Here is a 26,997-nt window from a genome sequence, read left to right as displayed (position 1 = left end):
TCGGCCCGTTCACCGGGCACCGGCCAGTGTGGCCTCGACGCCGTGTCGTTGCAGCGCGGTCAACCAGGCGATCACGTCGGCGCGGACCTCGTCGTCCTCGGCGACCTCGACCGGGATGACCTCGCGCAGCGCGAAGAGCGCGTCGACGGCACCCGCCGGGCTCTGCGCACCGGCGTCCAGCGCGGCGCGGATCGGCCCGGCGAGGGGGTCCTGGAACGGCAACGGGTGCCCGTCGTCGGCGTACCCCAGCGCGAAGCGCAACCAGGACGCCACGACCAGCGCGCCCCAGCGCGCGGACCGGCCGGCCGCGCGCAGGTCGGCGATGGTGTGCAGGACGCGTTGCGGCAGCTTCTGCGAGCCGTCCAACGCGACCTGGAGGGTGCGGTGATGGATTGCCGGGTTGCCGAACCGGGCGAGGACCTGCTCGCCGTAGTCGACCACCCGGACCCCCTCCGGTGGCGTGAAGCTGGCCGCGACGTCCTCGGCGATCAGCCGGCGCAGCACGTCGGCCAGGTGCGGGATCTCCAGCGCCTCGGCGATGGTCTCCCGACCGGCCAGCGCACCCAGGTATGCGATGGCCGAGTGCACGCCGTTGAGGGTGCGCAGTTTCAGCCGCTCCCACGGGCCGGCGTCGTCGGTGAGCACCGCCCCGGCGTGCTCCCAGCCGGGCCGCCCGCCGGGGAAGTCGTCCTCGATCACCCACTGCGCGTACGGTTCGGCGGCGACCGCTGCCAGGTCGGTCACGCCGAGCACCCGCCGTGCCGCCTCGATCGTCTCCGGGGTGCTGGCCGGCACGATCCGGTCCACCATCGTCCCCGGGCAGGTGACGTTGGCGGCCACCCACTCGACCAGCCCGGCGGGCACCCCGTCGGCACGCCCGACCGCCTGGTCGAGCATTCCGCGCAGTCGCCGGCCGTTGGCCGGGAGGTTGTCGCAGCTCACCAGGGCCACCGGCCCGGCGTCCGCGGCGGCCCGCGCGGCCAGCCCGCGCAGCAGCAGCCCCGGCACCGTGGTCGGTGGTCGGCCGCCGGCCAGGTCCGCGGCGAGCGCCGCGTCCGGGGACAGCTCGCCGGTCACCGGGTCGAGTTGGTACGCCTTCTCGGTGACGGTCAGGGTCACCACGCGCACCGCCGGGTCGGCGAGCAGCGCCACCACGGCGTCCGGGTCGCGGGGAGCGTGCCGTACGCCGCTCAGGGCGCCCACCACCCGGGTGGCGCTGCCGGCGGCGGAGAGGGCGCTGACGCTGAACAGGTTGTCCTGGGCGGCGATCGCCTCGACCATCGCGGTGCTGCGGGGGGCGACGGCCATGATGCCCCAGTCGCCGCCGGCCGCGCCGACCGCCGCCTCGGTGAAGACGGCCTGGTGTGCCCGGTGGAACGCGCCCAGGCCCAGGTGCACGATGCCTGTTGGCACGGTGCCCGGCCGGATCAGGGGGCGGGCCTCGGCGGGGAGGTGGCGCAGCATGCCCAGGCCGAGCCGGGAGGCGCCGACGGTCACCGCCATGCCGGGCCGTCCGGGAAGCGGAACTCGGCGATCGACGCCGGCTTCATGGTGGCGCTGTATCCCGGTCGCTCGGGCAGCAGGTAGCGGCCACCGCGGGTCCGGACCGGATCGACGAAGTGCTCGTGCAGGTGGTCGACGTACTCGACCATCCGACCGTCCAGGCCGGTGCCGACCCGCAGGTAGTCGAAGATCGCCAGGTGCTGGACGTACTCGCAGAGGCCGACACCGCCGGCGTGCGGGCAGACCGGCACCCCGAACTTCGCCGCCAGCAGCAGCTCGGCGAGGACCTCGTTGACGCCGCCGACCCGGCACGCGTCGATCTGCATCACGCCGATCGCGTCGGCCTGCAACAACTGCTTGAAGATCACCCGGTTGGCGGCCACCTCACCGGTGGCCACCCGGCACCGGCCGCCGGTCAGCTCGGTCACCGCCCGGGCGATCCGGGCATGGCCGAGGATGTCGTCGGCGTGGGTGGGCTCCTCGATCCAGTACGGGTCGACCTCGGCCAGCGTGGCCATCGCGGTGATCGCCTCGTCGACGTCCCAGACCTGGTTGGCGTCCATCATCAGCAGCGCGTCCGGGCCGATCTCCTCCCGGATGATCCGGGCCCGCCGCAGGTCGTCGGCGAGCGGGCCGCCGACCTTCATCTTCATCGCCCGCCAGCCGTCCTGGTACGCCTGCCGGGTCAGCGCCCGCACCTTGTCGTCGGGGTAGCCGAGCCAGCCGACCGAGGTGGTATACGAAGGGAAACCACTCTGCTTGAGTTCCGCGAGCCGGCCATCCCCTCCGATTAATCCCTTGTCCAGGATGGCTGCCGCCTCGTCCGGGGTGATCGCGTCGGTGATGTGCCGGAAGTCGACGCTGGCCACGAGCTCGTCGGTGGGCAGCTCGGCGAGGAACCGCCACATCGGCTTGCCGGCCAACGTGGCCCGCAGGTCCCACACCGCGTTGACCAGCGCCCCGGTCGCCATGTGGATGACGCCCTTCTCCGGGCCCAGCCAGCGCAGTTGCACGTCGGCGCTGAGCGAGCGCCAGAACGCGACCGGCTCGGCCTCGATCTCCTCGATCGTGCGCCCCCGCACGTGGTGGGCGAGCGCGCGGACCGCCGCACAGGTGATCTCGTTGCCCCGGCCGTTGGTGAAGGTGAACCCCGCGCCGGTCGGGCCGGCGTCGGTGCCCAGCTCCACGTACGTCGCCGAGTAGTCGCCGCGGTTGATCGCGTCGGAGCCGTCGCCCCGGGCGGCGGTCGGGAACCGTACGTCGTGCACCTCGACGGAGGTGATGGTCACCGTCACTGGTCGGCCTTTCCGAAGTTGAAGGCCCGCTTGGGCAGCCGGTACGCCAGGTCGACGATGGTCTCGGCGGCCTCGTCCATCGGCAGCCGGTGCTCGGCGACCAGCCGGGCCAGGAAGCCGGCGTCGACCCGACGGGCGACGTCGTGGCGTACCGGGATGGAGCAGAACGCCCGGGTGTCGTCGACGAACCCGGTGGTGTTGTAGAAGCCCGCGGTTTCGGTGACCGTCTCCCGGAACCGGCGCAGCACCTCGGGGGAGTCCAGGAACCACCAGGGCGCGCCGAGCAGCAAGGCGGCGTACCCGCCCGCGAGGGGCGCCAGCTCCCGGGTGAACGTGTCCTCGTCGAGGGTGTAGAGCACCACCCGCAGCCGCGGGTCGTTGCCGTAGCGCTCCAGCAGCGGGGCGAGCGCGTGCACGTACTCGGTGGCCTGCGGGATGTCGCCGCCGACGTCGCGGCCGTGCCGGGCGTGCAGCCAACGGTTGTGGTTGCGCACCGCGCCGGGGTGCAGCTGCATGACCAGGCCGTCGTCGAGTGACATTCGGGCGAACTCCACAAGCATGTGCGCCCGGAACGCCTCGGCGTCGGCGGCGTCGGCCTCGCCGCGCCGGCCCCGGTCGTACAGCCGCTCGGCCTCTGCCGGCGTCAGGTCCAGCGTGCGCGCGGTGGGGTGGCCGTGGTCGGAGGACGTCGCGCCGACGGCGATGAACGCGGCGCGCCGGGCGCGCAGCGCGGCCAGGTAACCGGCGTACGTGCCGGTGTCCTCGCCGGCCCGCTCACCGAGCCGCTCCACGTTGGTCGACCAGCCGTCGAACTCCATGTCCACCACATCGTCCGGGCGGAAGGTGGTGACGACCCGGCCGCCCGGCCCGCCCCAGCCGTCGGCGGCGAGCTTGGCGTGCTGGCCGAGGTCGTCCAGCGGCGACTCGGTGGTGGCGAGCACCTCGATGTTGAACCGCTCGAACAGCGCCCGGGGCCGGAAGTCCGGTTCGGCGAGCCGGGCCGCGATCTCGTCGTAGAGGGTGTCGGCGGTGGCCGGGCCGAGCGGGGTGTGCACCCCGAACACGGTGCGGAAGGTCTGCTCCAACCAGAGCCGCGAGGGGGTGCCCCGGAACAGGTGCCAGTGCGCGGCGAAGCGTCGCCAGATCACCCGGCCGTCGGTCTCCACCGGGCTGCCGTCACGGGTGGGCACACCCAGGTCCGACGGGGGTACGCCCTGACTGAGCAGCATCCGGGTCAGGTAGTGGTCGGGCACGATGAGCAGCTGCGCCGGGTCCGGGAAGGGCCGGTCCTCGGCCAGCAGGGCCGGGTCGACGTGCCCGTGCGGCGAGATGATGGGCTGCTCCGCCGCGAGGGCGTAGAGCTCGCGGGCCAGCGCGCGCTGGCCCGTTTCGGGCGGCAGGAGCAGGTCGTTGTGGTCGAACGTCGGCACGGGGAAGGGCTCCTCGTCTCCAGGTCAGCGGGGGGTGAGCAGGTCGGCGACCCGGACCGGTTGACCGGTCTCGAAGGACCGGTTGGCCGCCAGGCCGGTGAGCAGGGCCAACGCGCCGTCGTCGGCGGTCGCGGCGCGGTCCAGGGGGTCGGGTTGACCCCCGAAGAGCACAGCGGTCATCCGCGCGTCCGCGCCACCGTGCCCGTGCCGGCTGCGACCCTCGACGGGGATCTGTCGGGGCGGTTGCCAGAACGGGCGCAGGGTGAGGGTCGCACCACCGCCCTCGGCCGGCGCCTCGGTGCCGTGCAGGGCGGCGCCCTTGACGGCACCGGCGGTGCCCCGGTCGACGAAGTCGTTCTCGGTGACCTCCAGCTCCAGCCGGCCCCGGCTGCCGTTGACCATCACCCGGTAACCCTCCCAGGGCGCGTAGGCGGTGAGGTGGTAGGTCATCGTGGCGCCGGTGGAGTAGCGGGCGAGCACCGCCATGTCGTCCTCGATGCTGACGCCGGGGGCGAAGACGTTGCGGTCGCGCTGGTAGCCGTCCTCGGCCTCGGCGTCGAGGTACAGCTCACGCAGCCGGGGGTGGGCGTCGAGTCGCAGCGCGAACGGGTCGTCGACGGCGGCGGGGGAGCCGTGTGCCCGGTCGTAGTCGCGGGCGTAGCCGTGCCGGCGGCCGTCCTCGCCGTAGAAGAACAGCCGGCCCGCCGCGTACACCTCGACGGGGGTGGCGGCCAGCCACCAGTTGACCAGGTCGAAGTGGTGGCTGGCCTTGTGCACCATCAACCCGCCGGAGGTGGCCTTGTCGCGGTGCCAGCGGCGGAAGTAGTCGGCGCCGTGGCGTACGTCCAGCAGCCACTCGAAGTGCACCGAGCCGATCTCGCCGACCGCGCCCTCGGCGAGCAGCCGGCGCACCTGTTCGTGCAGCGGGTTGTAGCGGTAGTTGAACGCGACAGTCACCCGACCGCCGGTCTCGGTGACCGCGTCCAGGATGCGCCGGCAGCGCGGCGCGTCCACGGTCATCGGCTTCTCGGTGACGACCTCCCGCCCGGCGCGCAGCGCGGTCACCACGTACTCGTCGTGGGTGACGTCCACGCTGGTGACCAGGACGACGTCGACGCGCTCCTTGTCCAGCATGGCCGCGAAGTCACCGGCCGGGTACGTGGGCACCGGGCGGTGGCCCAGCTCGGCCAGCCAGCGGTTGTGCGCGTCCATCCGGGCCTGGTTGACGTCGGCGAACGCGACCAGCTCGGTGGTGTCGGCGTGGTCGAGCACCAGAGCGCGGACGAACATCTCCGCTCGGGCGCCGGTGCCCACGACGGCGTACCGGACCCGGCCGTCGACTCTCGGTGACATGCGGTCGCCTCCCCGGTGATCCTGCAAACGTTTGCAGTGAAGTAACCACGATCGATCCGATTGCGTCAACGACTGTGACGCAATCGGCGGCAAATATCCGTGTTTGCGGGGCAGCGAGTCACCAAGGGGAGTGTGGGCGCAACAAAGCCGTAACCATCCACCGTTGACACTGGCGCAACCGTTTGCATTAATGGCCACACCCACGTGACCACCACCACATCGGACGAAGGGGCCGCCGTGCCAGTCACCATCCGGGACGTCGCTCGTGCGTCCGGTGTGCACATCTCCACCGTGTCCCGCACCTTCTCCGCTCCGCACCTGGTCAACCCGGAGACCCGGGTCCGGGTGCTGGCCTGCGCGGAGGATCTGGGCTACCGGCCGAACCGGGCCGCCCGGGCGCTGATCACCGGGCGTACCCACAACATCGGGCTGATCATCGCGGACATCGCGAACCCGTTCTTCCCGCCACTGATCAAGGCGGCGGAGAGTCAGGCCCGGCACCGCGACTACCACGTCTTCGTGGCCGACACCAACGAGGATCCGACCGTCGAGGAGGAGCTGGTCCACGCGCTGGCCAAGCAGGTGGACGGGGTGCTGCTGTGCAGTCCTCGGATGAGCAACAGCCTGATCGAACAGCTCAGCCGTGAGGTGCCGCTGGTGGTCGTCAACCGACAGGTGACCGGCCTGCCCTGCGTGCTGATGGACGTCGGCCAGGGTGCCCGGGCGGCGATCGAGCACCTGATCGGCCTGGGGCACCGCAGCATCGCGTTGCTCGGTGGCCCGCGCAGCTCGTGGACCAACCGGGAGATGCGCCGCGCCGCCGGCACTGCCGCCCGGGCGGGTGGTGCGGAGCTGACAGTGCTCGGCCCGAACGCGCCCACCGAGACCGGCGGCTCCGCCATCGCCGAGCAGGTGCGGCGCAGCGGTGTGTCGGCCGTGCTCGCCTACAACGACCTGATGGCGATCGGCCTCATCGAGGGGCTGGACGCGCTCGGGGTGCGGGTGCCGCAGGAGGTGAGCGTCGTCGGGGTCGACGACATCGCCCTGAGCCGGCTCACCCGCCCCAAACTGACGACGGTGGCCACACCCACCGGGGCCGCCGGCCGGACGGCCGTCGACATGCTGCTGCAACAGGACACCGAATCACCGCGCGGCGCGCGAGGGCTCGGTGCCGGCACGGCGCTCGGCGTCCGTCGTACCACCGCACAGGTAATGCTCCAGACCGACCTGGTCATCCGCGACTCGACCGGCCCGGGCCCGTACGCCCGACCGGCACGTCCCCTGGCCGCGCCGCCTGGCCCGGACCCGCATTGCCCTGCGGGCCCGGGCATCCCGACCGCGGCCACCGGTGACACCGTCGCCTCCTAATGCCGAGGAGTGAGCGCACATGCACCCCGCAACGCCCCCCACCACTAACGCGCCTGCCGGGCGCAATCACCGTACCGCGCTGCCTCGGCGGCGCCTGCTGCGCGGCCTGCTCGCCGTGACGGTCGCCGCGCCGCTGATGTTCGGAGCCGCCGCCTGCGGAGACGACGACGGCGGCGGCGCGGCCGACCCGAACGCCCCGGTCAAGCTCTCCATCTTCTGGTGGGGCGGCGACGCCCGGGCCAAGCTGACCGAGGACGCCCTCGCGCTCTACACCAAGAAGCACCCGAACGTGACGTTCGAGAAGACCTGGCAGGCCAACCAGGGCTACTTCGACAAGCTGGCCACCCTCACCGCCGGCGGCAACCCGCCGGACCTGTTCCAGATCGACGACAACTACCTGGCCGAGTACGCGTCCCGCAACACCACGCTCGACCTGACCTCCTACCAGAAGTCCGGAAAGCTGGACACCTCCAAGTTCCCCGAGAGCCTCTGGCAGTACGGCGTGGTCGACGGCAAGCTCGCCGGTCTGGCCGCCGGGGAGAACACCCAGGGTCTGGTCTACAACAAGACGCTGCTGACCAGGAACAACCTGCCCGAGCCCACCACCGGAATGTCGTGGGAGGAGCACATCGCCTGGGCCGAGCAGGTCACCGCCAAGACCAAGGTGCCCGGCACGCAGGACCCGAGCGCCGACTACAAGGCGTTCTGGGTCTGGCTCCGGCAGCAGGGCAAGGACCTCTACAAGGGCTCCGAGCTGGGCTTCACCGCCGAGGACGTGACCAGGTGGTTCGACCTGTGGAAGGGCGCCCGGGACCGCAAGGCCACCCCGAGCGCCGACGTCATCCACGAGGGCAACTCCAGCGACATCACCAAGCAGCTGGTGGTCACCGGTAAGTCGGCCACCTCCTGGGTGTGGGCCAACCAGATGCCGGACCTGAAGAAGAACACCAAGGACGAGCTGGGCGTGGTCGCCTACCCCGGTGACCCGAGCGCGCAGTGGGCCAGGGCCTCGATGTACTGGTCGGTGTTCAAGGGCAGCAAGAACAAGGACATCGCGGTCGATGTGATCAATTTCCTGAACAACGACCAGGAGGCGGTCAAGCTGCTCGGCACCGACCGCGGCCTGCCGTCCAACCAGGACCTGCGCCGCGCGGTCAGCGAGGACACCACCGACCCCGCGATGAAGCAGTCCATCGCCGTCGAGGCGGAGCTGACCCAGAAGTTCGGCAAGTCACCGCAGGTGCCGATCAAGGGACACAGCAAGGTGCGCTCCGAGCTGATCAAGGCTGCCGAGAACGCGCAGTACGGCCGGGCCACCACCGCCGAGGCCGCCGCCCAGTTCATCGAGGCGTGCAAGTCCGCCATCGCCTGACCGCCTCACCAGGCTAGGAGAGGAGCTGTTCGTGGCGTTGACCACGGCGCCCGACCCGACCCGACGCGGCCCCGGATCCGTTCGGGCCCACACCGCAAGGCGTGGGCCCGGGCGCTTCCGGCACAGCGAAGGTCTGGCGGGGTACGTCTTCCTGTCGCCGTGGCTCATCGGCTTGATGGGTGTCACGGCGGTCCCCATGCTGCTGTCGCTGTACCTGAGCTTCACCAACTACGACATCCTCACCCCCTTCTCCGAGGTCCAGTGGGTGGGGCTGGCCAACTACGAACGGATGTTCACCGCCGACCCGTCGTACTGGCACGCGGTGCGGGTGACACTGACCTTCGCGCTGATCGCCGTGCCGCTGAAGCTGGCCGCGGCGCTCGGTGTGGCGCTGCTGCTCAACCGCGCCTGGCGCGGCGTAGGCCTGTTCCGCGGGCTGTTCTACCTGCCGTCGCTGCTCGGCGGCAGCGTCGCGTTGGCCATCGTCTGGGTCAACATGTTCAACCGCGACGGCGCGTTCAACTCACTGCTGAGCCTCTTCGGCATCCAGGGCAAGCCGTGGGTCAACGACCCGGACTGGGCCCTTGAGACGTTGATGGTGCTGGCCATCTGGCAGTTCGGCGCGCCGATGGTGATCTTCCTGGCCGGGCTCAAGCAGGTGCCCACCGAGCTGTACGAGGCCGCCTCCGTCGACGGCGCCGGCCGGTTCCGCCAGTTCCGCAACGTCACCCTGCCGATGCTCTCCCCGGTGATCTTCTTCAACCTGGTGCTGGAGACCATCAACGGCTTCCAGGGCTTCACCGCGGCGTTCGTGCTCAGCAACGGCACCGGCGGCCCGGTCGACTCCACACTGATGTACACGTTGAACCTCTACATCACCGGCTTCACCGAGCTCGACATGGGCTACGCCTCCGCGATGGCCTGGGTGTTCCTGCTCGCCATCGCGGTGATCACCGCGATCTTCTTCAGCACCGGGCGGTTCTGGGTGCACTACTCCGACGGCGAGGACCGGTGATGGTGACGGTGACCCCGACGAGCGCGGCGCCGACCACAGCGCCGCCGAACGCGCGCCGAAAGCCCGGCGGCCGGCCGGTGCTGCGGCTGCTCATCCTGGTGGTGATCGTCGCCGTGGTGCTCTACCCGCTGTTCTGGATGATCGGGACCTCGGTGAAGTCCCAGGAGGAGATCGTCAACAACCTCGGGCTGCTGCCCGAGCGGTTCAGCCCGGGCAACTACACCGCCGGGTGGTCCAACTTCGACGTCAGCTTCGGCCGGTTCTTCCTCAACAGCGCGATGGTCAGCCTGCTCACCGTCGTCGGCAACGGGCTCTCCTGCCTGCTGGCCGCGTACGCCTTCGCGCGGCTGCGGTTCCGGCTGCGCGGCATGTGGTTCGCCGTCATGATCGGCACACTGCTGCTGCCGCAGCACGTCCTGATCGTGCCGCAGTACATCCTGTTCCGGACGTTGGGGCTGGTCGGTGGCGACTGGCCCTACCTGCCACTGCTCATCCCGCAGTTCCTGGCCACCGAGGCGTTCTTCGTCTTCCTGATGGTGCAGTTCATGCGCGGCGTTCCGCGCGAGCTGGACGAGGCGGCCCGCATCGACGGCGCCGGTCCGTACGGCATCTTCCGGCACATCATCCTGCCGCTGAGCCGCCCGGCGCTGGTCACCACGGCGATCTTCTCGTTCATCTGGACCTGGAACGACTTCTTCCGGCAGTTGGTCTTCCTGTCCCAACTGGAGGACTACACGGTGCCGGTCGCGTTGACGCTGTTCATCGACTCGACCAGCCAGAGCGCGGTGGGGCCGATGTTCGCCATGTCGGTGCTGTCGCTGCTGCCGGTGTTCCTGTTCTTCGTCGCGTTCCAGCGAATGCTCGTCGAGGGGATCAACACCAGTGGCATCAAGGGCTGAACCCGAGGAGGCCGGCGAGCGGCGGGACTGGCGCGACGTCGCTCGCGACGCCGCCGACCTGGCGCTGCTCGGCATCCTGCTGGTGCTGGCGGCGGTTCCACTGGTCACCGCCGCGGCGGCGGTCGGCACGGCCAGCGCGGCGGTGCACGACTGGACGCGTACCGGCAGCTGGCCGTCGGCGCGGACGACAGTGCGTCGGTTCGGGCGCTCGGTGCTGCCCGGCGCGCCGGTCAGTCTGCTCGCGCTCACCGTGGCCGGGCTCCTCGCCGCCGACCTGGCGGCACTGGCCACCGGCCGGGTGCCGGGCGGCCCGGTGGCGCTGCTGGTGACGGCACTGGTCGCGGCCGGCCTGGCCGGGTACGCCGGGTTGGTCGTGGTCGAGGTGGGCGGCAACGGGGGCGGGCGGTGGCGGGCGGCGACCCGGTCCGCCGCCCGCGCCTGCCTCGACGCGCCCACCCGCTGGGCCGCGCTCACCGGCGTCACCGCGTTGGCCGGGTTGCTCGCGGTGCTGGTCACCCCGGTCGCGGTGCCGATCCTCGCTGGTTACACAGTGGCCGCCCTGCACGCCGTCGCCGGCCGTCAGCGGTTCGCGACGGGCGCCGCACCGGTTCCCGCCCACCCGGAGCTGCCATGACCGCCGATCGTCCGGCCCGGGCCGCCGGGCCCGCCGACGCCACCACGACCGACGAGCAGATCGGGTTGCTGGTCGGTGGGACGGAGGTGGCCCGGTACGTGCTCGACCCGGCGTTGGACGCGCGGCACGGGCCCCGGCCGTACCTGCACCCGGTACGCACCCTGGCCGGCACGGTGGTCACCGACGCGCTGCCCGCCGACCACGTGTGGCACCTCGGGGCCTCCCTGGCCGTGCAGGACGTCAACGGCACCAACCTCTGGGGTGGGCGCACCTACGTGCGTGACGTCGGCTACACCTGGCGCGACGACCACGGACGGATCGCGCACGTCGGCGACGCCGAGCGGTCCCCGGACCGGTACGCGCACGACCTCCGGTGGCGCGACCCGGCCGGCCGGACCCTGTTGAGCGAGCGGAGACGGCTCGCCGTGTCGGCGGCAACGTCGGACGTCTGGCGGCTCGACCTCGACTCCGCCCTCACCGCCCCGGCCGACCGGGAGGTGCGCCTGGGAAGCCCGGCCACCAACGGTCGCCCCGGCGGGGCCGGCTACGGCGGGTTCTTCTGGCGGGCCGCCGCCGACGGGGAACCAGCGGTGTTCACCGTCGACGCGGCGGGGGAGGAGACTGTCAACGGCAGCGCGGCACCGTGGCTCGCGCTGACCGGGACCGGGCCGGGCGGCGGGGCGTACACCCTGGTCTTCGCCGGTCTCGGGCCGGGCGACCGGTGGTTCGTGCGGACCGGGATGTACCCGGGGGTCTGCGTGGCGTTCGCGTTCGACCGACCGGCCGTGGTGCCCGCCGGCGAGACGCGGAACGGCCGGTACCGGGTCTGGGTGGCCGACGGGACGCTCGACCGCGGCCGGGTCGCCAACCTGGTCGCGGCGGTGCCGGCAGGTCGGTGACCGGCGTAGGTGTTGCGCAGCGGCGGGCCACAGGTCAACAGCGAGACCCTGGCCAGCACGGGCGGGGGTAGTTGCAGGAGGGTGGCGGCGGCGAGCACCGAGCCGTGGCGGTGTCCGAGGAGAACCGCCGGCCCCGGAGGTATCACTACAATCCGGAGAGAGCTGCCACCAGGGCATTCAAGTGCATGGAGATCCCACGTCCGTGATGAGGACCAATGCCGCCATGCGGAGCCTGCTCCGCAATGCGGCGTTCGCCGCCGACCAGCCGACGGTGCCAGAGTTGGAGCAGGACACGGTCGATGCTGGCTGGGTGGTGGAGCCGAGTGGCGCGCTCCTCCTGGTCTCACACCGGCCGAAGCGCCTGCGCGACATCCCGGCGACCGCCCTGGGCGACGGTGAGTACGAGATCAACGACGTCCATGTCTCGCTCGACGACCTGGACAGGGAGAGAAGTGACTTCCTACCCAGGGCAGCGTCCCGTGGTCTGCATTTCGCGCGACGGATGCTGGCGGGGGCGCACGGCCTGTCGGGCTCGGAAACGCTCCTGGCGGTCGTCGCCATACATGTGGACGTGGACGACGAGGACTTCGCCCTCCAGGGTGCCACGATCCGCTTCTTCAGCCAGCGGGGGTCGTATCCCCACTGGTTCGACGAACTGGAGACCTACACCCTGGAGGCGATCGCCGTGCTCGACCTGTCCGACGTGACGGACCAGCCGAGCTGATCTTCGCGGCGACCAGGCATCCGTGGCACGACCCGTACCGAGAGCCGTCGGCCGTCACTGACGGCCGCCGGTCCGGGCTGGCAGGGCGGCGGTAACCCGGATGGCCTTGACGATCGCCGGGATCGAGCCGATCAGCAGCACCAGCCCCCAGATGATCGCGATGATCGCGAAGACCAGTGCCGCCACGTCGTCGACGATGCTGACCAGGATCACCGGCACCAGGTTGTGCAGGAACTCCAGCACGACAGTGCACAGCAGTGTGGTGAGGATCAGCAGGACGAGACCCTTGTTCTGCAGGAATCGCGGCTGGGCTGCCACCAGCAGCCCCGCCCAGACGAGCTTGAGCAGCAGCACCAGCCCGAGCAGCACCGCCGCCTCGCCGACCGGGAAGAACCCCCACAGGGCCAGGTACGCCAGTGTGCCGAACGGGGCGGCCAGGAACAGCGACACCATGATCGTCAGCTCGACGAACGCGACGACCAGCGCGACCAGCCCGACGATGATCAGGATGATCGAGAAGATCAGGCCGGCGACGCCCTGCACCCGGCCCTGGACGCGTTCGGGCAGCAGCAGGGCCAGGCAGAACAGCCCGGTGCTCCAGACCGCCACCGCGTCGATCAACGCGAGATAGCCGGTGCCCCGACCGGACGGCTCGCTGACCCCGGACACGTCGTCGAGTTCGACGTCCAGCGCTCCGGCGCTGTCCGCGAGGGCCGCGCCGGCGTCGGCGCCGCCGAGCAGCAGCCCGGCGCCCAGCTCCACGCCGATCGCCAGGACGATGGCGAGCATGGCCAGCAGCAGGAACGGCTTGCGCAGGTCACCCACGGCGGCCTCCTCTCGAATCGGAACGAGCCGGTCAGGATGCGGCCACGACGACCGTGCAGGAACCCAGGCCGGGACAGCGCACGCCGACCTCGGTGGCCTGGTCCACGGCGACCTTCGCCACCGCGCCGGTGCCGTCCGGTGCCGGCTCCACCTCGTCGCGGATGGTCAGGTCGGCGTCGCCCGGAGCGGGCGCGACGACCGTGAACCGCGCCGCGCTACGCAGCACCAGGGTGCGTAACCCGCCGGGGTCGGCGACCCGCAGCACGCAACCGCCGGAGAAGACCAGCCGGCCGACCTCGGCAAGGCAGTCGGCGCTGACCGTGGCCGGGTCCACCGAGGCACGCTCGGCGCCCAGCACACCCAACCGGTCGACCAACCCGTGCCGGGCGCCCGGGTCACCCCGGTCGCCACCGCCCGCGCCGACCGCGACCACGAACAACGCCACCAGCAGGACGGCGAACAGCCCCAGCAGTGCCTTCTGCCGACCGCTCATCGCGTCACGGCCTGCGCCACGACCTCGGTGAACCGGATCGTGTCCACCCCGGCGAAGTAGAAGTTCGTGCCCTGTGTCTTGCCAATCACCAGCAGCGTGACCTGGTGCGGCCCCCTGGCCAGCCGGATCGTTCCCACGTCCAGGAACTCCGTCTTCTGCACCTTCGGCGTGAAGCCGAGGAACGTGTCGCCGACCTGGCTGCCGTCGATGGTGAAGACGGTGTTGGCGTAATCCGGGGCCGTGGTCCGCACCGTGGCGAACCGCCAGGTGCCGTCGGCCGGGATCTGCACCGTCACGGTGACCTGATCGCCGATCGCCAGCCCCGTGAAGAACAGCTGCTTGTCGCCGGACCAGGTCACCCCGCAGCAGTTGGGCTGCGCACCCACTGCCGCCTTGCTGTTCTGCGGCGACTTGAGCACCGCGGCGTCCACCAGGCTCTCCGCCTCGACGGTGACCACCCGCGGCTCGCCGGGGGCCGGCTCGCCGTCACGGGTCAGCAGGACGACCCCCACTGTCACCACCACCAGCACCAACGCGACCGCCGCGGCGATCCACAACCACGGGGTACGCCGTGGCGGCGCGACCGCCCGCACCTCGTAGGTGACCCGACCGCTGGAGCGGGAGCTCTCCTCCGGAGCGGTGTTCGCCGAGTACGCGAAGCCGGTCATGTCGTAGCGCCGGGGCGGGGTGCCGGCGGGCACGGCGAGCTTGACCAGGAACGACACCGAACCCTGCCCGGGGACCACCCGCTGCGGCTCGGCGACGGTGAACCACGCCCGCTGGGAGCCGTCGCCGGGGGCCACGTCGAACACCACGGTGTCCGGTGCGGTGCCCGGGTTGGAGACGGTGAATGTCAGCTCGCCGCTGTTGCGCGGGTCGAGGGTGAACTGCTCGGCGGCGGCGACGACCGCCCACTCGGTGGTCATGACGACTCCTCTTCGAGAACGATCTCGACGGTGGTCGAGGCGGGCTTCTCCGCCTCGACGATGCGGGTGATCACGGTGAGCTGGCCGGCGGCGGCCGCCGGCACCCGCACCACGACGTGGAAGGGCTGTTCGTCGGGTTCGTCGATCGCGAAGCCCGGCAACCCGGTGGCCAGTTCGAGGGCTCTGCGCATTCCGTACGGGGTGCCGCGCCACCGGGCCAGCAGAGCGGCGTTGGCCACCAGGTCACGGAGCCGACCCACGGGCAGCGGCAGGGGGGTGTCCGGCCGGGGCGAGGCAACCACGTGGTCCATCGCCACCCACCGCGTCAGGCGCACGACCAGCCCGTCCGGCGCCCGGTACGGGTCGAACAGGGCGTCCACCTCGGCGAGGATCGCCTCGTCCGGGGCGTGCAGCGCCTCCATCACGTCCAGCAGCGTCCAGAGCACGCTGCCGGGCACACAGGCCCGCTGGTAGGCGGCGGGCAGCAGCCGTTCAATCGCCGAGCGTCGCATCCTGGCGCACCACCTCGATGTCGTGCTCGCCGGAGCAGAGCAGCCAGGTATCCGGGACGGTCACCACGTCGGCGGTGGCCTGGTTGGCGCTGGGCGTCCAGTCGACGGCCCCGGCGCTGCGGTACACGCCGCGTTCGCCGCCGGCCAGGGTCAGCCGTTCCGCCGCACCGGGCCCGCCGGCCGCGCCGCCGGCCGTCGGGCCGCTCACGGCGATGGCGTCGACGGGTACGAAGCGGGTCCGGTCGCGCAGCGGCAGCCCGCAGTTGACCGACACCGACTGCCACTGCGGCTGCGCGGCCAGGGTGTCCAACCGCAGCACCCCGCCGCTCTGCGTGGCCGCCACCGCCAGTGGCCCGGCGAACGCCAGGTCCCGGCAGGTGCCGCCGATCCAGCCGGCCTGCATGCTCTGCCACTTCACGTCGGACTCGAACAGCCGGGTGCGGTGGCAGCCCTGGCCGGGCTTCTTCGGGTCCGGCTCGCCGGCGCCGCTCCACAGCAGGGTCGCCGGACCGTCGTACTGCACGGCGAGGACCCGGTTGTCCACGTTGGACAGGCCGACGTGGGTAAAGCTGCCGGGTCGGCCACCCGCTGTCGACAGGTAGACCCCGAAACTGGCCTGCGCCGCCACCGCCACACCCGGCGCGCCGCGCTCCGAGACGAACGCGCGCACCGCGTAGAACCCCCGGTCGGCGTCCGACGGGTCGACCAGGATCTGCAACGGCACCGCACCGGGCAGCAACGACACCTCGTACAGGCCGGTGTCGGTGGCCACCAGCAGCGCGCCCGCGCCGTCGCGGTCCAGCCAGGCCACGTCGGAGATCCGCGAGTCCAGGTCGGTGAGCAGCGACCAGGTCTCGCCCAGATCGGTGCTCAGGTGCACCCGGGAGCCACCGGACGCGCGCAGCGTCACCACGGCCACCGAGCCGGGGCGCGCGACGATGCCCGGCCGCACCGGCGCGGGCGCGGGCGCCACCCGCAGCACCGTCTCGCCGTCGAAGCGGCCGGCCGGCTCCCACCCCGCGCCGCCGTTGCTGGAACGGAACAGCACCGGGCCGCGACCGGCGTACCAGGTGCGGGGCTGGTACTGGTCGACGGCGAGGGCGCGGACCTCCGCGTCGGGCGCCTCGTCGACCACGAACCGCACCGACTCGACGTAGCGCACGCCCGGCTCGGCGTGCTCCAGCAGCCGGTAGACGTTGGACGCCCGCAGCGGCTCCCCGAACGGCCAGCCGGTCGGGTTGAGCGCGGTCGGCAGCGGGCTCAACGTCTGGTGCAGCCGGTCGTGGATCCGGCTGCGGACCGCGTCCACGTCCTCCTCGCGCCGGACCACCACCCGGGCCCGTACCGACACGGCCTTGAAGCGCGCCCAGGTCGCCCGGGACCGGATCCCGACCATCCGGCGTTCCTCCAGGTCCGCCTCGACCCGATGCCGCGCCTCGGGCACCTCGTGCTCGCGCAGCACCGCCACCGGCAGCCGGCCACCGGGGCGGGCCGTCGGCGGCACGTACGGGACCAGCACCACCTCGACCTCGCCGGGCCGGGCGAAGCTGTACACCGCCGCGCGGGTGAACGCCCGGGCCCTCGCCACCGCGCCGGAGCTGGTGGCGAGCACCTCGAAATCGCGGGCGGTGACGGCCCGCTGCTGCGCGAAGAACTCGTACGGGCCGCGCAGCAGCACCGATTCCAGCGCCTCCATCTCCCGGCCGCCGGCTGCCGGCGTGGGGTTGTCGACGCGTACCCCGGGTAGCGGATCGCGCAGGCTGGTCAGGGTGCCCGACGCCACGTTGCCGGTGGGCCCGCCACCGGCGCGGTACCAGAGTCGGATCTGTCGCCCGGCCGGCGGCACGGCCGCCACTGTCACCGCCGTCGCCCCGCTCGCCGGGAGCTGGCCGGGCGCGGCGGGGGGTCGCAGGTCGAGGGCCGGGGCGAAGGTGACGGTCCCCGAGCAGCGGTCCACCAGGTACGCCTTGGACTGCGGCCCGAGCCCGGCGAAGCTGTCCACCGGTCGCCAGATCTCGAACGTGCGGCCATCGTGTTCGCGGGCCGCCGCGCCCAGCTCCACAGTGCCGGACGGCACCTCCACACCGAGCAGCAGGTCCAGCGCCTCGGCGGTGTGCGTCAATGGAGCGTGGGCGGCCCGCAGCACCTGACCCGGCTGGCCGGTGCCCACGCCGAGCAGCTCCGCCTCGACCGGCTCGCAGTGGTGCATCCGGACCGTCACCGACTCCTCGTCGGCGGGCAGCAGCGCCGGTTCGGTGGTGACGAACACGACCGGCCGGGGGTCGGCACCCCGGGCCGCCGCGACCCGCAGACCGGCCGGGACCCGCACCGCGCCGCGGTCGGTGCCGCTGCGGGTGAACCGGACGTCCGCCCAGGCCGCGGTGGGCGCGTGCCGGGAGACCCCGAGCAGGTTCAGAAACGAGACGTACGCCTTCTCCGGCAACTGGTTTAACCGGTAGATCATCACCTCGGTGAGGTGCGCGAACGCCTCCACCAGCGCCATGCCGGGGTCGTGCGCCGACAGGTCGGTCCACTCCGGGCAGGACTGCCGGATCCGTTCCCGGGCCTCGGTGACCAGGTCGAGAAAGCCGCGATCGTCCAGGTGCGGCACGGGCAGCGTCATGAGGGTCCTCCCTGCGCGGGTTCGTCGACCGGAAGCAGATCCACGGAGAACACCAGCTGCCCGGGGGTCAGGCTGGCCCGCACCCGGTAGTCCAGTCGGATCACCAACCGCCACGCGTCGTCCGGATCCGGCCCGGCGTCCACGTCGATCACCTCGACCCGCGGCTCCCAGCGGGCGATGGCCTGCCGGACGTAGTGGATGGCCAGGCCGGCCGTGGTGTCGTCGTTGGGCGCGAAGACCAACCGGTGCAGCCGGGAGCCGTACCCGGGTCGCATCAGCCGCTCGCCGGGTGTGGTCGACAGGAGCAGGAACAACGCCTGCCGTACGCTCTCGTCGCCCTCGGTCATCGCCAGGCCGCCGGCCGCGGTGAGCGCCAACCCGCCGCTCCGGCCGGCGTCGAAGCCGGCGCCGACGAAGCGGAAGGCCCTCATCGGTCCGCCCCCAGGAACCGCTGGCGCGGGTCCCGCACCGTGTGGTGGACCAGCCCCGGCGGCGTGCCGTCGGTGAACCCCTCCAGGTGTGACAGCACCACCCGGTGCCCGTCGACCCGTAGCCAGTCGCTGTAGCCGACGCGGACGTTCACCGTCTTGCCGCACGGCTTGATCGTCGGGCCGTAGTTGGGGCAGGCCACGATGTCGCGGCCCTCCGGGTCGTCGTCCACGAGCACGGGTACGGCGGTCACTGTCACCCACTGCTGCGAGGGCCGGTTTTCGACCCGGCCGTCGTGGTCGCAGGTGATCACGGAGTCACTGTGGATCCAGCGCATCAGCTGCCTCCTTCGTGGTGGGCGAGGGAACGGGCCTGCCTCGCCGCGGTCGTCGGGTCCTCGGTCGACTCGGCGTGCAGGAAGTCCACGCTGCGGGCGCGCACCACCATGGCCCGACCGGGTGCGGAGATCACCAGGTCGGACGCGGCGTGCAGGGTGGCCAGGTCGGGAGTCAGTTCCAGATAGCTGCCGCCCTCGGTGGTCAGCCGCAGGCTGCGCTGCACGTCGTCGACGACGATCGACTGCCCGCCGGCGGTGCGTAGCGTCCAGCGCCGCGCCCGGCCATCGTCGATGCCCGCGTCGTACGGCTCGACGGCGCCGAACAGCGAACCCAGCACGATGCCCGAGGCCGGCTCGCCTCCGGGCAGCACCACCAGCACGGTGTCGTCCGGGTCGGGGAGCGCCACCAGGCCCTTTCCCCGGCCCGCGCCGGGGCAGAGCACGGCGAGCCAGCCGGCGTCCAGGTCCCCGTACGCCGGCAGGGTCAGGCGGACCCGGCCCAGCCCGTCCGGGTCACCGACGTCGGTGACGGTGCCCAGGGTGACCACAGCGCCGCCGGCCGGGGTCGGTGGGGCGACCGGCGGCACTGTGGAGAACCGGGTCAGGTGCCCGTTGCCGTCCACCGTGTGCACCACCTCGGTCAGCACGTACGCCCCGGCGACCGGATCGGGCACACCGGTCAGGGCGATCCGCCGGCCCGGCCGCAGCGTTGGATCGCCCTCGGCCACCCCCTCGGCAGTGACCAGCGCCGCCGCCCGGGTGTCCAGTCGCGCCTGGGCCAGCGCCGCCAACTCGTCGTCGCTGCGACCGGGCTGGTCGACGGCGGTGCGCACCCCGTCGGCACCCACGTCGGCCGGGTCCGGGCGGTCGCCGGCGGGTCGACCGCAGCGCGCGTCGTCGGCCTGCTGGCTGATCACCTCGGCCCGCTGCGGGTGCCAGCCCAGGGCCACGCTGGCACCGCTGGCCTGGTCGGCGTTGGTGGACAGGCGCAGGGTGTGCACGCCCGCGCCGAGGGTCAACGCGACCGGCTCCCCGTAACCGGCGAGGGTGACCAGCCGCACCCCGTCACCATCGGCGGCCAGGTGCAGCCCGGCCCGACCGGCCACCTCGCGCAGCAGGTCCAGATCGCTGTGCCGGTGCTGCAACAGCCGCTCCAGCCGTGGGCCGTCGACCTCGGCCGTCACCTCCAGCCCCACGTCGCCGCACAGCTCCCGGGCCAGCTCGGCGGCGGTCACCGAGGTGAAGACCCGCAATCCCTGCCGCTTGCGCAACCGGTGCAGCGGGTCGTACGCCCGCAGCCGCAGCACCGCCGCGCCGTCGGCGGCGTACTCGACCTCCACGGCGGTCACCTCTCCGCCGAACAGGGCGTCGGCGTGATCGGTCAGCCGTACGTCGAGGGTCGTCCCAGGGCGGACCGCCGGGTCGAACGCGCCGGTCCCGGCGCTGGTGGCGAGCACCAGCTCGGCCTGGGTGGGCTGGTCGAGCCGTGCGGCCACCCGCAGCGAGCGGATCCGCTGACGGGCCGCGCCGGCCAGCTCGACGCCGTCGAGCACGACGATCAAGGCCCGGGGCGCGACGCCCGTCACGGCGTACCCCCCGGGTTGGTGCTGGTGGCGGTGGGGCCCGCAGGGCCCCAGGCGGCGGGCGCGGTGGCGATCGAGGCGCCGACGAACGACGCGCCGGCGCCCACCGCGCCGGCCAGTGCCCGCGCGGCGCCGCTCACCCCACCCACCACCGATCCACCGGTCGGCGCGCCGGGTGGTGGCACGGCCAGCGTGGTTCCGGCCGGCACCGACAGCGGGTCGGTGATCCGGTTGTGTTCGGCCAGCAGGCGCCAGCGCAGCGGCGAGCCGAGCGCGTCGTTGGCCAGCAGGTCGAAGCGCACGCCGGAACGGCCCGGCTCGGCGGCACCGTCGCCGGCGGCGATCACCGCGCCGCCCGGTGCGGCGGTCGGGGTGCTCGCGGCTGCCAGCTCCTCGGCGAAGCCGGCCTCCGCCTGATCGGCCGTCTCGGCGGCCCGGACCAGCTTCAGCCGCAGCCAGGAGCGTCGGGGTGACCCGGTGCCGGTGAACGCGTCGAACCGCTCCGCCACCGCGATGATCACACCGGGCACGTTCCACGTCTTGCCCCAGACCAGGCGGACCAACGGCGGTCGCAGCCACCCGTGCTCGGTTGTTGAGTTCTCCGCCAGCATCCACAGGGGACGGGTCAGCACCCGCACGTCGGCGGGACGGACCTGCGCCTGGACGAAGTCGACGTCGAAGAGCAGGTCGAGCACCAGCTCGGTGCGGCCCCCGCCGGTGAAGACCAGCGGGTCGTCGGCCAGCCCGGACCCGGTGAGCTGCCCGCCGGCGACACCCCGATGGCGTACGCCGGCGAGCCGGGTCACCTGCACGGTCTCCGGGTTGAGTAGGCAGTCCACCCGTTCCCCGGAGGAGTCGATCAGGAAGGCGACGCGTTCCATCAGTCGCCCGCCTGTTCCCGGTCCAGCCGACCGAGCTGGGCGGCGTTCAGGGCGTCACCCGGCACCGTCCACAACGTTCCGTCGTCGGGCAGCGCAGGCCACGGGTCGGTGGTCCGCGCCGTCGGCCCGAACGCACTGCTCACCGGCCACCCTCCGCCACCCGGATCGCGCGTCGACCCGCCGCTCCCGGCCCCGACCGTTCCGACGTCGCCGCCACGCCATCCGCCCGGGTGCCCGGCGCGGTGCTGGCTGGTGTGCTGTCCGGGGTGCGGCCCGACGTGCTGTTCGGGCCACGTCCGTTCGCCGGGTAGGGCCGGCCACGGACCGTTGCTGGCTGCCTCGACCGCGGCCAGCCCGCCGCGTCCCGCGTGGTCGGCGGCGGCGGGGCCGGAGGGATCGAGACCGTCCAGGAACTCCTCAGGGGCGAGGGGACGGTCGCTCGCTCGGGGCAGCCCGTCTCCGCCTACGGCCGGGGTGTCGCCCCGTGGCGCTGGTCCGAACCGTCTGGCCGACCCGGCCGACGGGCCTCGTCGAAACGGCGAGCCGAGGCGCCAACCGTCCCACACCCGGCCCGGCATGCGCCGATCCGACGGCTCGAAGGGCGTCCCCCCGCCGGGTCCCCCGGGAGTCTCCGTGGCGTCGGAGCCGCCGCCGAACGCACCGCCGCCGCGGATCGCGCTGCCGCTCGCCAGGCCGTCAGGCGCGCCGTCCGACGGCCGGGTCCCGCCCGCTGACCTGGATCCGCCCGACCTGCCGGCCCCGTCCACCGTGCGCGGCCCGCCGACGCCGGATGCTGTGCCACCGATTCCGGTCGCCGTGCCGCCGACGCCGATTGCCCTGCCGTCGACGCCGGTCGCCGTGCCGTCGGTGCCGCGCTGGCCTGCGGTGTTGTGTCGGCCAGCCGTTCCGAGGTCACCGACCGTTGCGTGGATGCCTGCGCGTCCGGTGCCGCCCACGGGTTCGACGCCGCCCGCCGTGGCGGGGCCGCCCGGTGCGCCGAAGGTGTCCGGCGTACCGGTTGACCACAGGACACGACCAGCCCGAGCCTCGGCCTGGGTGACCGCGTCGGTCCGGCTGGTGCCGGCTGTGTCGCCGAACCCGCCACGGGTGCCGCCGGCGCGGAATCCGTCAGTGCCGGTGGAGTGCCCGGTGCCCTCCCCGGCCGGCGTGCCGGGTCGATCCGTCGTGTCCCACCGGCTCGGCTCGTCCGCCCCCCGGATCGGCCCGTCCGACGGGGCCACGGAAGCTGTCGCCGGGCCGGCCTGCTGGTCGTCGTGGCCCCGGATCTGCCCGCCGTCGCTCGGGGACGCGTCGAGGTCCAGGTCGCGGAGCAGACCGGGGGCGTGAGCGGCGACCAGGTCCAGCCAGTGCTGCGGGGGTTCCCCGAAGCGGCGTGGCGCGGCCGTCGGCGCGTCCGGGGGCGGCCGTTGCGGGAGATGGCCGGTGGGCTCGACCCGGCCGGCGAGGCGCTGCACCGCCCCGGCGGCCGAGCGCAGCCGGCCGGCCAGCCAGCTACGCGGGTGTCGGCGCGGTGGCACCGCCGGTCTCCAGCTCCAGGCCCTCGTAGCGCAGGGTCAACGAGGCGATGGCGATCTCGTGGCTGAGGGTGTTGAGGTGCGCGCCACGCCACCGGGTGGGCCAGGCGTCGATCAGGTTCCAGCGCAGCACCTCGGCGGTGCCGACCGAGTCGAGCAGCACCACCGAGACGTTGCGCCGGTTGAGGGTGCCCTGCGCTGTGGCGTTCACCCAGTCCCACAGCTCGCGGGAGGCGGTGAGGCCGAAGTGCAGCGTCACCGGCTCGTACTCGGCCTGACCGGGCACCATCCGCATCCGGCCGAGGCCGTGCTCCCGGTACGGCTGCCCGGGAATGTTCACCTCCAGCCCGGTCATCTCGGTGAAGTGGCCGTTGGTGACGCCGTTGATGAGCAACCGGAAGTTGTACGCCCGGTACGGGTCGACCGGGGCGCCGGGCTGCGGGGTGGCGGTGGTGGGCATGTCAGCCTCCGATCGTCTCGGTCTCGGTGCCGCCGGCCCACTGGCTCAGCTTGAACACCACGAACTCGGCGGGCTTGACGACGGCGATGCCGATATGGGCGATCACCATGCCGGCGTCGCGGACGTCCGGCGGGTTGGTCTCCTCGTCGCACTTGACGAAGAACGCCTCCTCGGGGCTGCGCCCGAGCAGCGCGCCGTCGCGCCACACCCGGGTGAGGAACGCCCCGATGTCACGCCGGATCGAGCGCCAGAGAGTGAAGTCGTTGGGCTCGAACACCATCCACCGGGTGCCGTTGGCGATGGCCTGTTCGATGGCGATGCTGAGTCGCCGTACGTTGAGGTAGCGCCACTCGCTGGCCTCGGCGGCGAGCGTACGGGCACCCCAGACCCGGATGCCCTCACCGGCGAAGTAGCGGATCACGTTGACGCCCTTGGGGTTGAGCACGTCGTGTTCCGGTCGGGTGACCAGGTAGCCCAGGTCGACGGCGCCGCGTACGGGTTCGTTGGCCGGTGCCTTGTGCACTCCGCGCAGGGCGTCGGTGCGGGCCCAGATGCCCGCCAGGTGCCCGCTCGGCGGGGTGAGTTCCAACTCGCCGCTGATCGGGTCGCGGACCCGCAGCCAGGGGTAGTAGAAGGCCCCGAACTCGGACTGCCGGGGCCGGTAGGCCGCCCCCTCGTGCCCACCGGAGCCGCCCGGCTGGGCCGGGCCGCCACCGGGACCGCCCGAGCCGCCGCCCGTACCCTCGGCGGGCTTGGGGGGTTTGCCCGACGACGGCGTGGCCACCCTTGTCAACGCGGAGATGTCGTCGATGTCCGGTGCCGGGTCGCAGATCGCGACCATGGTGCGGGTGCGCTCGGCCATGCTGAGCAGCGCCTCGTGCGACACCACGTCGTGGAAGCCGGGCGCCGCGATGATGGAGATCTCGTCGACGGCCTCCAGCAGTTGCAGACCGCCACGGCGTTGCCCGCTGCCGGTGATCGCGCCGCCCTCACCCACGTTGACCACCCAGCAGCGGGCGCCCCCGTTGTCCAGGAAGCCGAAGACCGCCCGGGCCAGCGGGGTGCTCTCCACCCGCTCACCGCTGGCGAAGAGCCGCAGGAACTCCGTCCAGTTGTTGACCGGCACCGCCTTGCCCAGGTGGGCGGAGCGGTCCGGTGCGATGCCGACGAACGCGGCGATGCTGGTGCTCGCCGGCCCGATCGGTCGGGCGCCGCTCGGGACCTCCTCGACATAGATGCCGGGGGAGAAGTAGCTGGGCATCGGTCCTCCTGTGCGGGTGGGTGTCAGTGGGTCGGTGGCGCGCAGACGATGACGATGTCGGCCTCGGTGGGGTCGACGTCGGCGGTGAGGACGAGGCCCCGCCCGGTCAGCCGGAGTCGGACCGGAGCCGGGTGCTCGGGGTCGTGCGGGACGCCGACGATCAGGAACCGGCCGTCGGGGTCGGTACGGGTGGCGGACCCGGTGCCGGGTAGCTCGACCCGCATCGCCGCCAGTGGTTGGTCCTCGGGACCGACCACCCGGCCGGCGAGGGCACGCACCCCCAGTTGCCGCAGACGCAGCGGTTGCAGCACCGGCGGCGCGGCCGGGGTCGGGTGGTCCACCTGCGCGGGTACGTCGATCAGCAGCGCCGGGCGCGGTGCCGAACCGAACGCCGTCCACAGTGGTGGGTCACCGGCCTCCAGGACGACCGGATAACTGCCGTCACTGGTCGCGGCGGTGAGCACCCGGTCCAGCCGGGGCAACCCGGCCGGCCCGGTCACGCAGAGCAGGAAACGGACAGTGAACCGGTACGGCTCGCGGACCGCGCCGCTGGAGCGGGTCTGCCGGGCCGGGCGCAGCTCCAGCGGCCAGAGGGTGAGCCCGTCGGCGTCGCCGTCGGTGCGGGGCGGGCCGACCGGGACCGGTTCCCCCGCCGCGCTGGCCACCCAGGCGACCAGCTCGGCGGTGGCCGTCTCGATCGGTCCGCGCCCGTCAGTGTTCATCGCGGCGGCGTCCCCTGGATCCGGTACGCGATGGCCTCATTCCACACGTGCGGGTAGACGCCGATCTCGAAGTACCGGGTGAAGCGGTTGATCGGGGCGTTGGTGTGGTCGTGGTAGAGCAGCCACACCGGGGCGATGGTGAACAGCACGTAGTTCGCCAGGACGAGGGGGATGTAAAGCGGCCCGAGCAGGCGACCCTGGAAGATGTGCACGTCCTCGTGCCGCTGGATGCCGGAGCTGGAGCCGGCGCAGACGGTGCCGATGGTGGTGGCGTAGCGGGGCGAGACCCCCTCCACCACGCTGACCCGTCCGCTGCCCTGCGAGGTGGGCCGGTCCAGCGAGTGCCCGAAGATCAGGTGTACGGCCAGGTAGATGGCGCCGACGACCGTGTTGAGCAGGCTCCAGGTGTGGTCGACGACGAAGAGGAAGATGCCGCGCGCGTCCGGTGCGTACACCCCGGCGGAGGCCACCGCCCAGCCGAAGACCGCGCCGACCAGCAGGCCCACGACGGCGCCCACCATCAGCCCGATCGTGCCACCGGCGAGGAAACCGAACAGGGCGCCAAGACTGACCTGGACCGCCGCGCTGATGATTCCGAAGACCATGACGTCACCCTCAAACCCAGGAACGGAAGACTCGGGGCTCACGACCCTGTGCGACCTGGGTCGGCGACGGCTGCGTCGCCTGCCGGTTGCCGGGCGGGAACTGGTTGACGCCGAGCGCGGCGGAGAAGATGACCAGGGCGTTGAAGAACGCGATGACCCACTTTTCGCCGCCGGCGTCGTCAGCGAATGCTGCTGTCAGGTAGGACAGCAGCAGCGCGATGGCGATGGCGATCCACTTGCGGAGCTTGTCGCCGCTCGGGCCGAGCAGCCCGCCGATGACGTTGGTGGCCAGCAGGGTGGCGGCGCTCGCGCCGGCGATGGTCCCCAGAGCTGCCCAGGTGAAGAGATCGTTCACGGCGATCCCCCTTTTCTGCGATGGTGCGACCGGGATGTGGTGGTGGTGAGGTTGGGTGCTCCTGGTGGCCGGCTGAGCCGGCCACCAGGTGGATCAGCCGGACCCCGGGGCGCCGACGGGTGGGCCCGGCGACGTCGGACCGGGCGGCGTCGGACCGGGCGCGGCGGGCGTCGCGGCCTGACGGCGGCGCACCAGGAGTACGCCCACCGCGGCGAGCAACAGCAGTAGGAGCGCGCCGCCGCCGACCAGCAGCCACGGGAACCCGCCGTCGTCCCCGGCGGCGGCCGGCGAGGCGGACGTTCGGGGTGGCGCCTCGGCGACGGCCCGCAGCTCGCTCGGCTTGTCCTGGTTGGAGTCGACCCGCCAGCTGACCGACCGGCCGTTCACCGTGCCATTGCTGTCGATCACCCGGCCGGGAAATGTCACCGAGATCTCGAACGACATGAGCTTGAGGAAGGCCTGCTGCTGTTGCGGATTCTGCTGCGCGACCATTCCGCCGTATTTTTTCGGGTCGAGCGGCAATGTGAAGCGATACAGGTCGCCGTCCCGGACCAGTTTCACGCTCTCCGTGTCGAAACCCGCCAGCGGTGCCTTGCGATAACTGATCTGGGAGCCGAAGAGTTTGCTGTCCTCGTACCCGGTCTCCTCTCCGGCGGGCAGGGCCGGAATGTTCTGCCGCAGCTCCGCGAAGGCGGCCGGGATGTTCTTGTTCCGGGCGCTCAGCACGGACTTCTCGGCCGTCAGCAGCAGCTGCCCGTCGACAGTGTCGTTGGCGTTGACGGTGAGGCCCATGTTGAGCTGCATACAACTGCTCAGTGCGGCGAGAAGGACGAGACACACCGCGACGCGGAGTGCCTTACCGCGGTTGACTCTCCTGTTCATGGGCTCAGTGTGTGTGATCGCTTTCACAGTCGGCAGTCAGCGATCGGTCACAAGGCAGTCGCCGATTGTACCGGTG

At 72.4% G+C, this 26,997-nt stretch carries 27 protein-coding genes; 7 read left to right on the top strand and 20 right to left on the bottom strand.

The genetic code is table 11. The annotated features are described in order from the left end of the window. Nucleotides 1-9: 9 nt before the first annotated feature. The 4 genes from FBZ33_RS15695 to FBZ33_RS15680 are packed head-to-tail and all read right to left on the bottom strand — an operon-like array spanning nt 10 to nt 5,581. Nucleotides 10-1,503 carry a mannitol dehydrogenase family protein gene (locus tag FBZ33_RS15695; RefSeq protein ID WP_141909625.1) on the bottom strand — a complete coding sequence of 498 codons (1,494 nt, stop codon included), beginning with the start codon at nt 1,501-1,503 and terminating at the stop codon, nt 10-12. Then, nucleotides 1,494-2,798, bottom strand: a complete 1,305-nt coding sequence (locus tag FBZ33_RS15690) for an enolase C-terminal domain-like protein (protein WP_185755313.1) — start codon at nt 2,796-2,798, stop codon at nt 1,494-1,496. Before FBZ33_RS15690 ends, FBZ33_RS15695 begins: the two co-directional genes overlap by 10 nt. Continuing rightward, complete coding sequence (uxaC, locus tag FBZ33_RS15685; protein WP_141909623.1) at nt 2,795-4,228, bottom strand: glucuronate isomerase; 1,434 nt, start codon at nt 4,226-4,228, stop codon at nt 2,795-2,797. The genes FBZ33_RS15690 and uxaC overlap by 4 nt, the downstream gene beginning before the upstream one ends. 24 nt (nt 4,229-4,252) lie before the next feature. Continuing rightward, nucleotides 4,253-5,581, bottom strand: a complete 1,329-nt coding sequence (locus tag FBZ33_RS15680; RefSeq protein ID WP_141909622.1) for a Gfo/Idh/MocA family protein — start codon at nt 5,579-5,581, stop codon at nt 4,253-4,255. Between the two features lie 237 nt (nt 5,582-5,818). Between FBZ33_RS15680 and FBZ33_RS15675 the strand changes: the two genes are divergently transcribed. The 7 genes from FBZ33_RS15675 (at nt 5,819) to FBZ33_RS15645 (ending at nt 12,492) form a co-directional block, all read left to right on the top strand. Further along, nucleotides 5,819-6,949, top strand: a complete 1,131-nt coding sequence (locus FBZ33_RS15675) for a LacI family DNA-binding transcriptional regulator (protein WP_141909621.1) — start codon at nt 5,819-5,821, stop codon at nt 6,947-6,949. Between the two features lie 19 nt (nt 6,950-6,968). After that, nucleotides 6,969-8,321 (top strand): ABC transporter substrate-binding protein, encoded by a 1,353-nt coding sequence (locus FBZ33_RS15670; protein ID WP_141909620.1) that lies wholly within the window; start codon nt 6,969-6,971, stop codon nt 8,319-8,321. A gap of 31 nt (nt 8,322-8,352) precedes the next feature. Continuing rightward, entirely contained in the window at nt 8,353-9,336 is a 984-nt protein-coding gene (locus tag FBZ33_RS15665; protein ID WP_141909619.1) for a carbohydrate ABC transporter permease, read from the top strand. Beyond that, nucleotides 9,336-10,235, top strand: a complete 900-nt coding sequence (locus FBZ33_RS15660) for a carbohydrate ABC transporter permease (protein WP_141909618.1) — start codon at nt 9,336-9,338, stop codon at nt 10,233-10,235. Before FBZ33_RS15665 ends, FBZ33_RS15660 begins: the two co-directional genes overlap by 1 nt. After that, a complete protein-coding gene (locus FBZ33_RS15655; RefSeq protein ID WP_141909617.1) occupies nt 10,219-10,869 on the top strand; it encodes a hypothetical protein in 651 nt (216 codons plus the stop codon). The genes FBZ33_RS15660 and FBZ33_RS15655 overlap by 17 nt, the downstream gene beginning before the upstream one ends. Continuing rightward, nucleotides 10,866-11,768 carry a PmoA family protein gene (locus FBZ33_RS15650; RefSeq protein WP_141909616.1) on the top strand — a complete coding sequence of 301 codons (903 nt, stop codon included), beginning with the start codon at nt 10,866-10,868 and terminating at the stop codon, nt 11,766-11,768. The genes FBZ33_RS15655 and FBZ33_RS15650 overlap by 4 nt, the downstream gene beginning before the upstream one ends. A gap of 223 nt (nt 11,769-11,991) precedes the next feature. Next, nucleotides 11,992-12,492: a hypothetical protein gene (locus FBZ33_RS15645; protein ID WP_141909615.1), complete on the top strand. Its 501-nt coding sequence runs from the start codon at nt 11,992-11,994 to the stop codon at nt 12,490-12,492. 54 nt (nt 12,493-12,546) lie between these two features. Here FBZ33_RS15645 and FBZ33_RS15640 read toward each other — a convergent pair whose 3' ends face one another. The 16 genes from FBZ33_RS15640 to FBZ33_RS15565 form a co-directional block, all read right to left on the bottom strand. Further along, a complete protein-coding gene (locus tag FBZ33_RS15640; protein ID WP_141909614.1) occupies nt 12,547-13,317 on the bottom strand; it encodes a hypothetical protein in 771 nt (256 codons plus the stop codon). Between the two features lie 31 nt (nt 13,318-13,348). Further along, nucleotides 13,349-13,810: a hypothetical protein gene (locus tag FBZ33_RS15635; protein ID WP_141909613.1), complete on the bottom strand. Its 462-nt coding sequence runs from the start codon at nt 13,808-13,810 to the stop codon at nt 13,349-13,351. After that, nucleotides 13,807-14,736 (bottom strand): hypothetical protein, encoded by a 930-nt coding sequence (locus tag FBZ33_RS15630; RefSeq protein ID WP_088948418.1) that lies wholly within the window; start codon nt 14,734-14,736, stop codon nt 13,807-13,809. Before FBZ33_RS15630 ends, FBZ33_RS15635 begins: the two co-directional genes overlap by 4 nt. Then, entirely contained in the window at nt 14,733-15,248 is a 516-nt protein-coding gene (locus FBZ33_RS15625; RefSeq protein ID WP_088948417.1) for a phage tail protein, read from the bottom strand. The genes FBZ33_RS15630 and FBZ33_RS15625 overlap by 4 nt, the downstream gene beginning before the upstream one ends. Continuing rightward, nucleotides 15,229-17,871 (bottom strand): putative baseplate assembly protein, encoded by a 2,643-nt coding sequence (locus FBZ33_RS15620; RefSeq protein WP_141909612.1) that lies wholly within the window; start codon nt 17,869-17,871, stop codon nt 15,229-15,231. Before FBZ33_RS15620 ends, FBZ33_RS15625 begins: the two co-directional genes overlap by 20 nt. After that, nucleotides 17,868-18,302 (bottom strand): GPW/gp25 family protein, encoded by a 435-nt coding sequence (locus FBZ33_RS15615; RefSeq protein WP_088948415.1) that lies wholly within the window; start codon nt 18,300-18,302, stop codon nt 17,868-17,870. The genes FBZ33_RS15620 and FBZ33_RS15615 overlap by 4 nt, the downstream gene beginning before the upstream one ends. Next, a complete protein-coding gene (locus FBZ33_RS15610; RefSeq protein ID WP_141909611.1) occupies nt 18,299-18,637 on the bottom strand; it encodes a hypothetical protein in 339 nt (112 codons plus the stop codon). Before FBZ33_RS15610 ends, FBZ33_RS15615 begins: the two co-directional genes overlap by 4 nt. Further along, nucleotides 18,637-20,223: a contractile injection system protein, VgrG/Pvc8 family gene (locus FBZ33_RS15605; protein ID WP_141909610.1), complete on the bottom strand. Its 1,587-nt coding sequence runs from the start codon at nt 20,221-20,223 to the stop codon at nt 18,637-18,639. The genes FBZ33_RS15610 and FBZ33_RS15605 overlap by 1 nt, the downstream gene beginning before the upstream one ends. Further along, complete coding sequence (locus tag FBZ33_RS15600; protein ID WP_141909609.1) at nt 20,220-21,101, bottom strand: hypothetical protein; 882 nt, start codon at nt 21,099-21,101, stop codon at nt 20,220-20,222. Before FBZ33_RS15600 ends, FBZ33_RS15605 begins: the two co-directional genes overlap by 4 nt. Further along, the gene (locus FBZ33_RS15595; RefSeq protein ID WP_141909608.1) at nt 21,101-22,639 is read right to left on the bottom strand and encodes a hypothetical protein; all 1,539 of its coding nucleotides are present in this window, start codon (nt 22,637-22,639) and stop codon (nt 21,101-21,103) included. Before FBZ33_RS15595 ends, FBZ33_RS15600 begins: the two co-directional genes overlap by 1 nt. Then, nucleotides 22,614-23,096, bottom strand: a complete 483-nt coding sequence (locus tag FBZ33_RS15590; protein ID WP_030327509.1) for a phage tail protein — start codon at nt 23,094-23,096, stop codon at nt 22,614-22,616. Before FBZ33_RS15590 ends, FBZ33_RS15595 begins: the two co-directional genes overlap by 26 nt. 1 nt (nt 23,097) lies before the next feature. Beyond that, entirely contained in the window at nt 23,098-24,357 is a 1,260-nt protein-coding gene (locus tag FBZ33_RS15585) for a phage tail sheath subtilisin-like domain-containing protein (protein ID WP_141909607.1), read from the bottom strand. Nucleotides 24,358-24,380: 23 nt separating this feature from the next. Beyond that, nucleotides 24,381-25,079 carry a carboxypeptidase regulatory-like domain-containing protein gene (locus FBZ33_RS15580; protein ID WP_141909606.1) on the bottom strand — a complete coding sequence of 233 codons (699 nt, stop codon included), beginning with the start codon at nt 25,077-25,079 and terminating at the stop codon, nt 24,381-24,383. Next, nucleotides 25,076-25,684 carry a glycine zipper family protein gene (locus tag FBZ33_RS15575; protein WP_141909605.1) on the bottom strand — a complete coding sequence of 203 codons (609 nt, stop codon included), beginning with the start codon at nt 25,682-25,684 and terminating at the stop codon, nt 25,076-25,078. The genes FBZ33_RS15580 and FBZ33_RS15575 overlap by 4 nt, the downstream gene beginning before the upstream one ends. A gap of 10 nt (nt 25,685-25,694) precedes the next feature. After that, on the bottom strand, nt 25,695-26,039 hold the full coding sequence (locus FBZ33_RS15570; RefSeq protein ID WP_141909604.1) for a hypothetical protein: 345 nt from the start codon (nt 26,037-26,039) through the stop codon (nt 25,695-25,697). A 93-nt stretch (nt 26,040-26,132) separates the two neighbouring features. Further along, on the bottom strand, nt 26,133-26,921 hold the full coding sequence (locus FBZ33_RS15565; protein ID WP_141909603.1) for a DUF3153 domain-containing protein: 789 nt from the start codon (nt 26,919-26,921) through the stop codon (nt 26,133-26,135). Nucleotides 26,922-26,997 lie beyond the last annotated feature (76 nt).

The organism is Micromonospora sp. A202 (assembly GCF_006715105.1).
Taxonomy (GTDB): Bacteria; Actinomycetota; Actinomycetes; order Mycobacteriales; family Micromonosporaceae; genus Micromonospora; species Micromonospora zamorensis.
Note: the sequence above shows the minus strand (reverse complement) of the source record. Positions and strands in the feature narration are given on the sequence as shown.

Bases quoted from the DNA above. Each gene is read 5' to 3' on its own strand.
- FBZ33_RS15695 (WP_141909625.1), bottom strand. From the start codon at position 1,503: ATGGCGGTGACCGTCGGCGCCTCCCGGCTCGGCCTGGGCATGCTGCGC.
- FBZ33_RS15680 (WP_141909622.1), bottom strand. From the start codon at position 5,581: ATGTCACCGAGAGTCGACGGCCGGGTCCGGTACGCCGTCGTGGGCACC.
- FBZ33_RS15670 (WP_141909620.1), top strand. From the start codon at position 6,969: ATGCACCCCGCAACGCCCCCCACCACTAACGCGCCTGCCGGGCGCAAT.
- FBZ33_RS15660 (WP_141909618.1), top strand. From the start codon at position 9,336: ATGGTGACGGTGACCCCGACGAGCGCGGCGCCGACCACAGCGCCGCCG.
- FBZ33_RS15650 (WP_141909616.1), top strand. From the start codon at position 10,866: ATGACCGCCGATCGTCCGGCCCGGGCCGCCGGGCCCGCCGACGCCACC.
- FBZ33_RS15645 (WP_141909615.1), top strand. From the start codon at position 11,992: ATGCGGAGCCTGCTCCGCAATGCGGCGTTCGCCGCCGACCAGCCGACG.
- FBZ33_RS15635 (WP_141909613.1), bottom strand. From the start codon at position 13,810: ATGAGCGGTCGGCAGAAGGCACTGCTGGGGCTGTTCGCCGTCCTGCTG.
- FBZ33_RS15630 (WP_088948418.1), bottom strand. From the start codon at position 14,736: ATGACCACCGAGTGGGCGGTCGTCGCCGCCGCCGAGCAGTTCACCCTC.
- FBZ33_RS15625 (WP_088948417.1), bottom strand. From the start codon at position 15,248: ATGCGACGCTCGGCGATTGAACGGCTGCTGCCCGCCGCCTACCAGCGG.
- FBZ33_RS15620 (WP_141909612.1), bottom strand. From the start codon at position 17,871: ATGACGCTGCCCGTGCCGCACCTGGACGATCGCGGCTTTCTCGACCTG.
- FBZ33_RS15615 (WP_088948415.1), bottom strand. From the start codon at position 18,302: ATGAGGGCCTTCCGCTTCGTCGGCGCCGGCTTCGACGCCGGCCGGAGC.
- FBZ33_RS15610 (WP_141909611.1), bottom strand. From the start codon at position 18,637: ATGCGCTGGATCCACAGTGACTCCGTGATCACCTGCGACCACGACGGC.
- FBZ33_RS15600 (WP_141909609.1), bottom strand. From the start codon at position 21,101: ATGGAACGCGTCGCCTTCCTGATCGACTCCTCCGGGGAACGGGTGGAC.
- FBZ33_RS15590 (WP_030327509.1), bottom strand. From the start codon at position 23,096: ATGCCCACCACCGCCACCCCGCAGCCCGGCGCCCCGGTCGACCCGTAC.
- FBZ33_RS15585 (WP_141909607.1), bottom strand. From the start codon at position 24,357: ATGCCCAGCTACTTCTCCCCCGGCATCTATGTCGAGGAGGTCCCGAGC.
- FBZ33_RS15580 (WP_141909606.1), bottom strand. From the start codon at position 25,079: ATGAACACTGACGGGCGCGGACCGATCGAGACGGCCACCGCCGAGCTG.
- FBZ33_RS15575 (WP_141909605.1), bottom strand. From the start codon at position 25,684: ATGGTCTTCGGAATCATCAGCGCGGCGGTCCAGGTCAGTCTTGGCGCC.
- FBZ33_RS15565 (WP_141909603.1), bottom strand. From the start codon at position 26,921: ATGAACAGGAGAGTCAACCGCGGTAAGGCACTCCGCGTCGCGGTGTGT.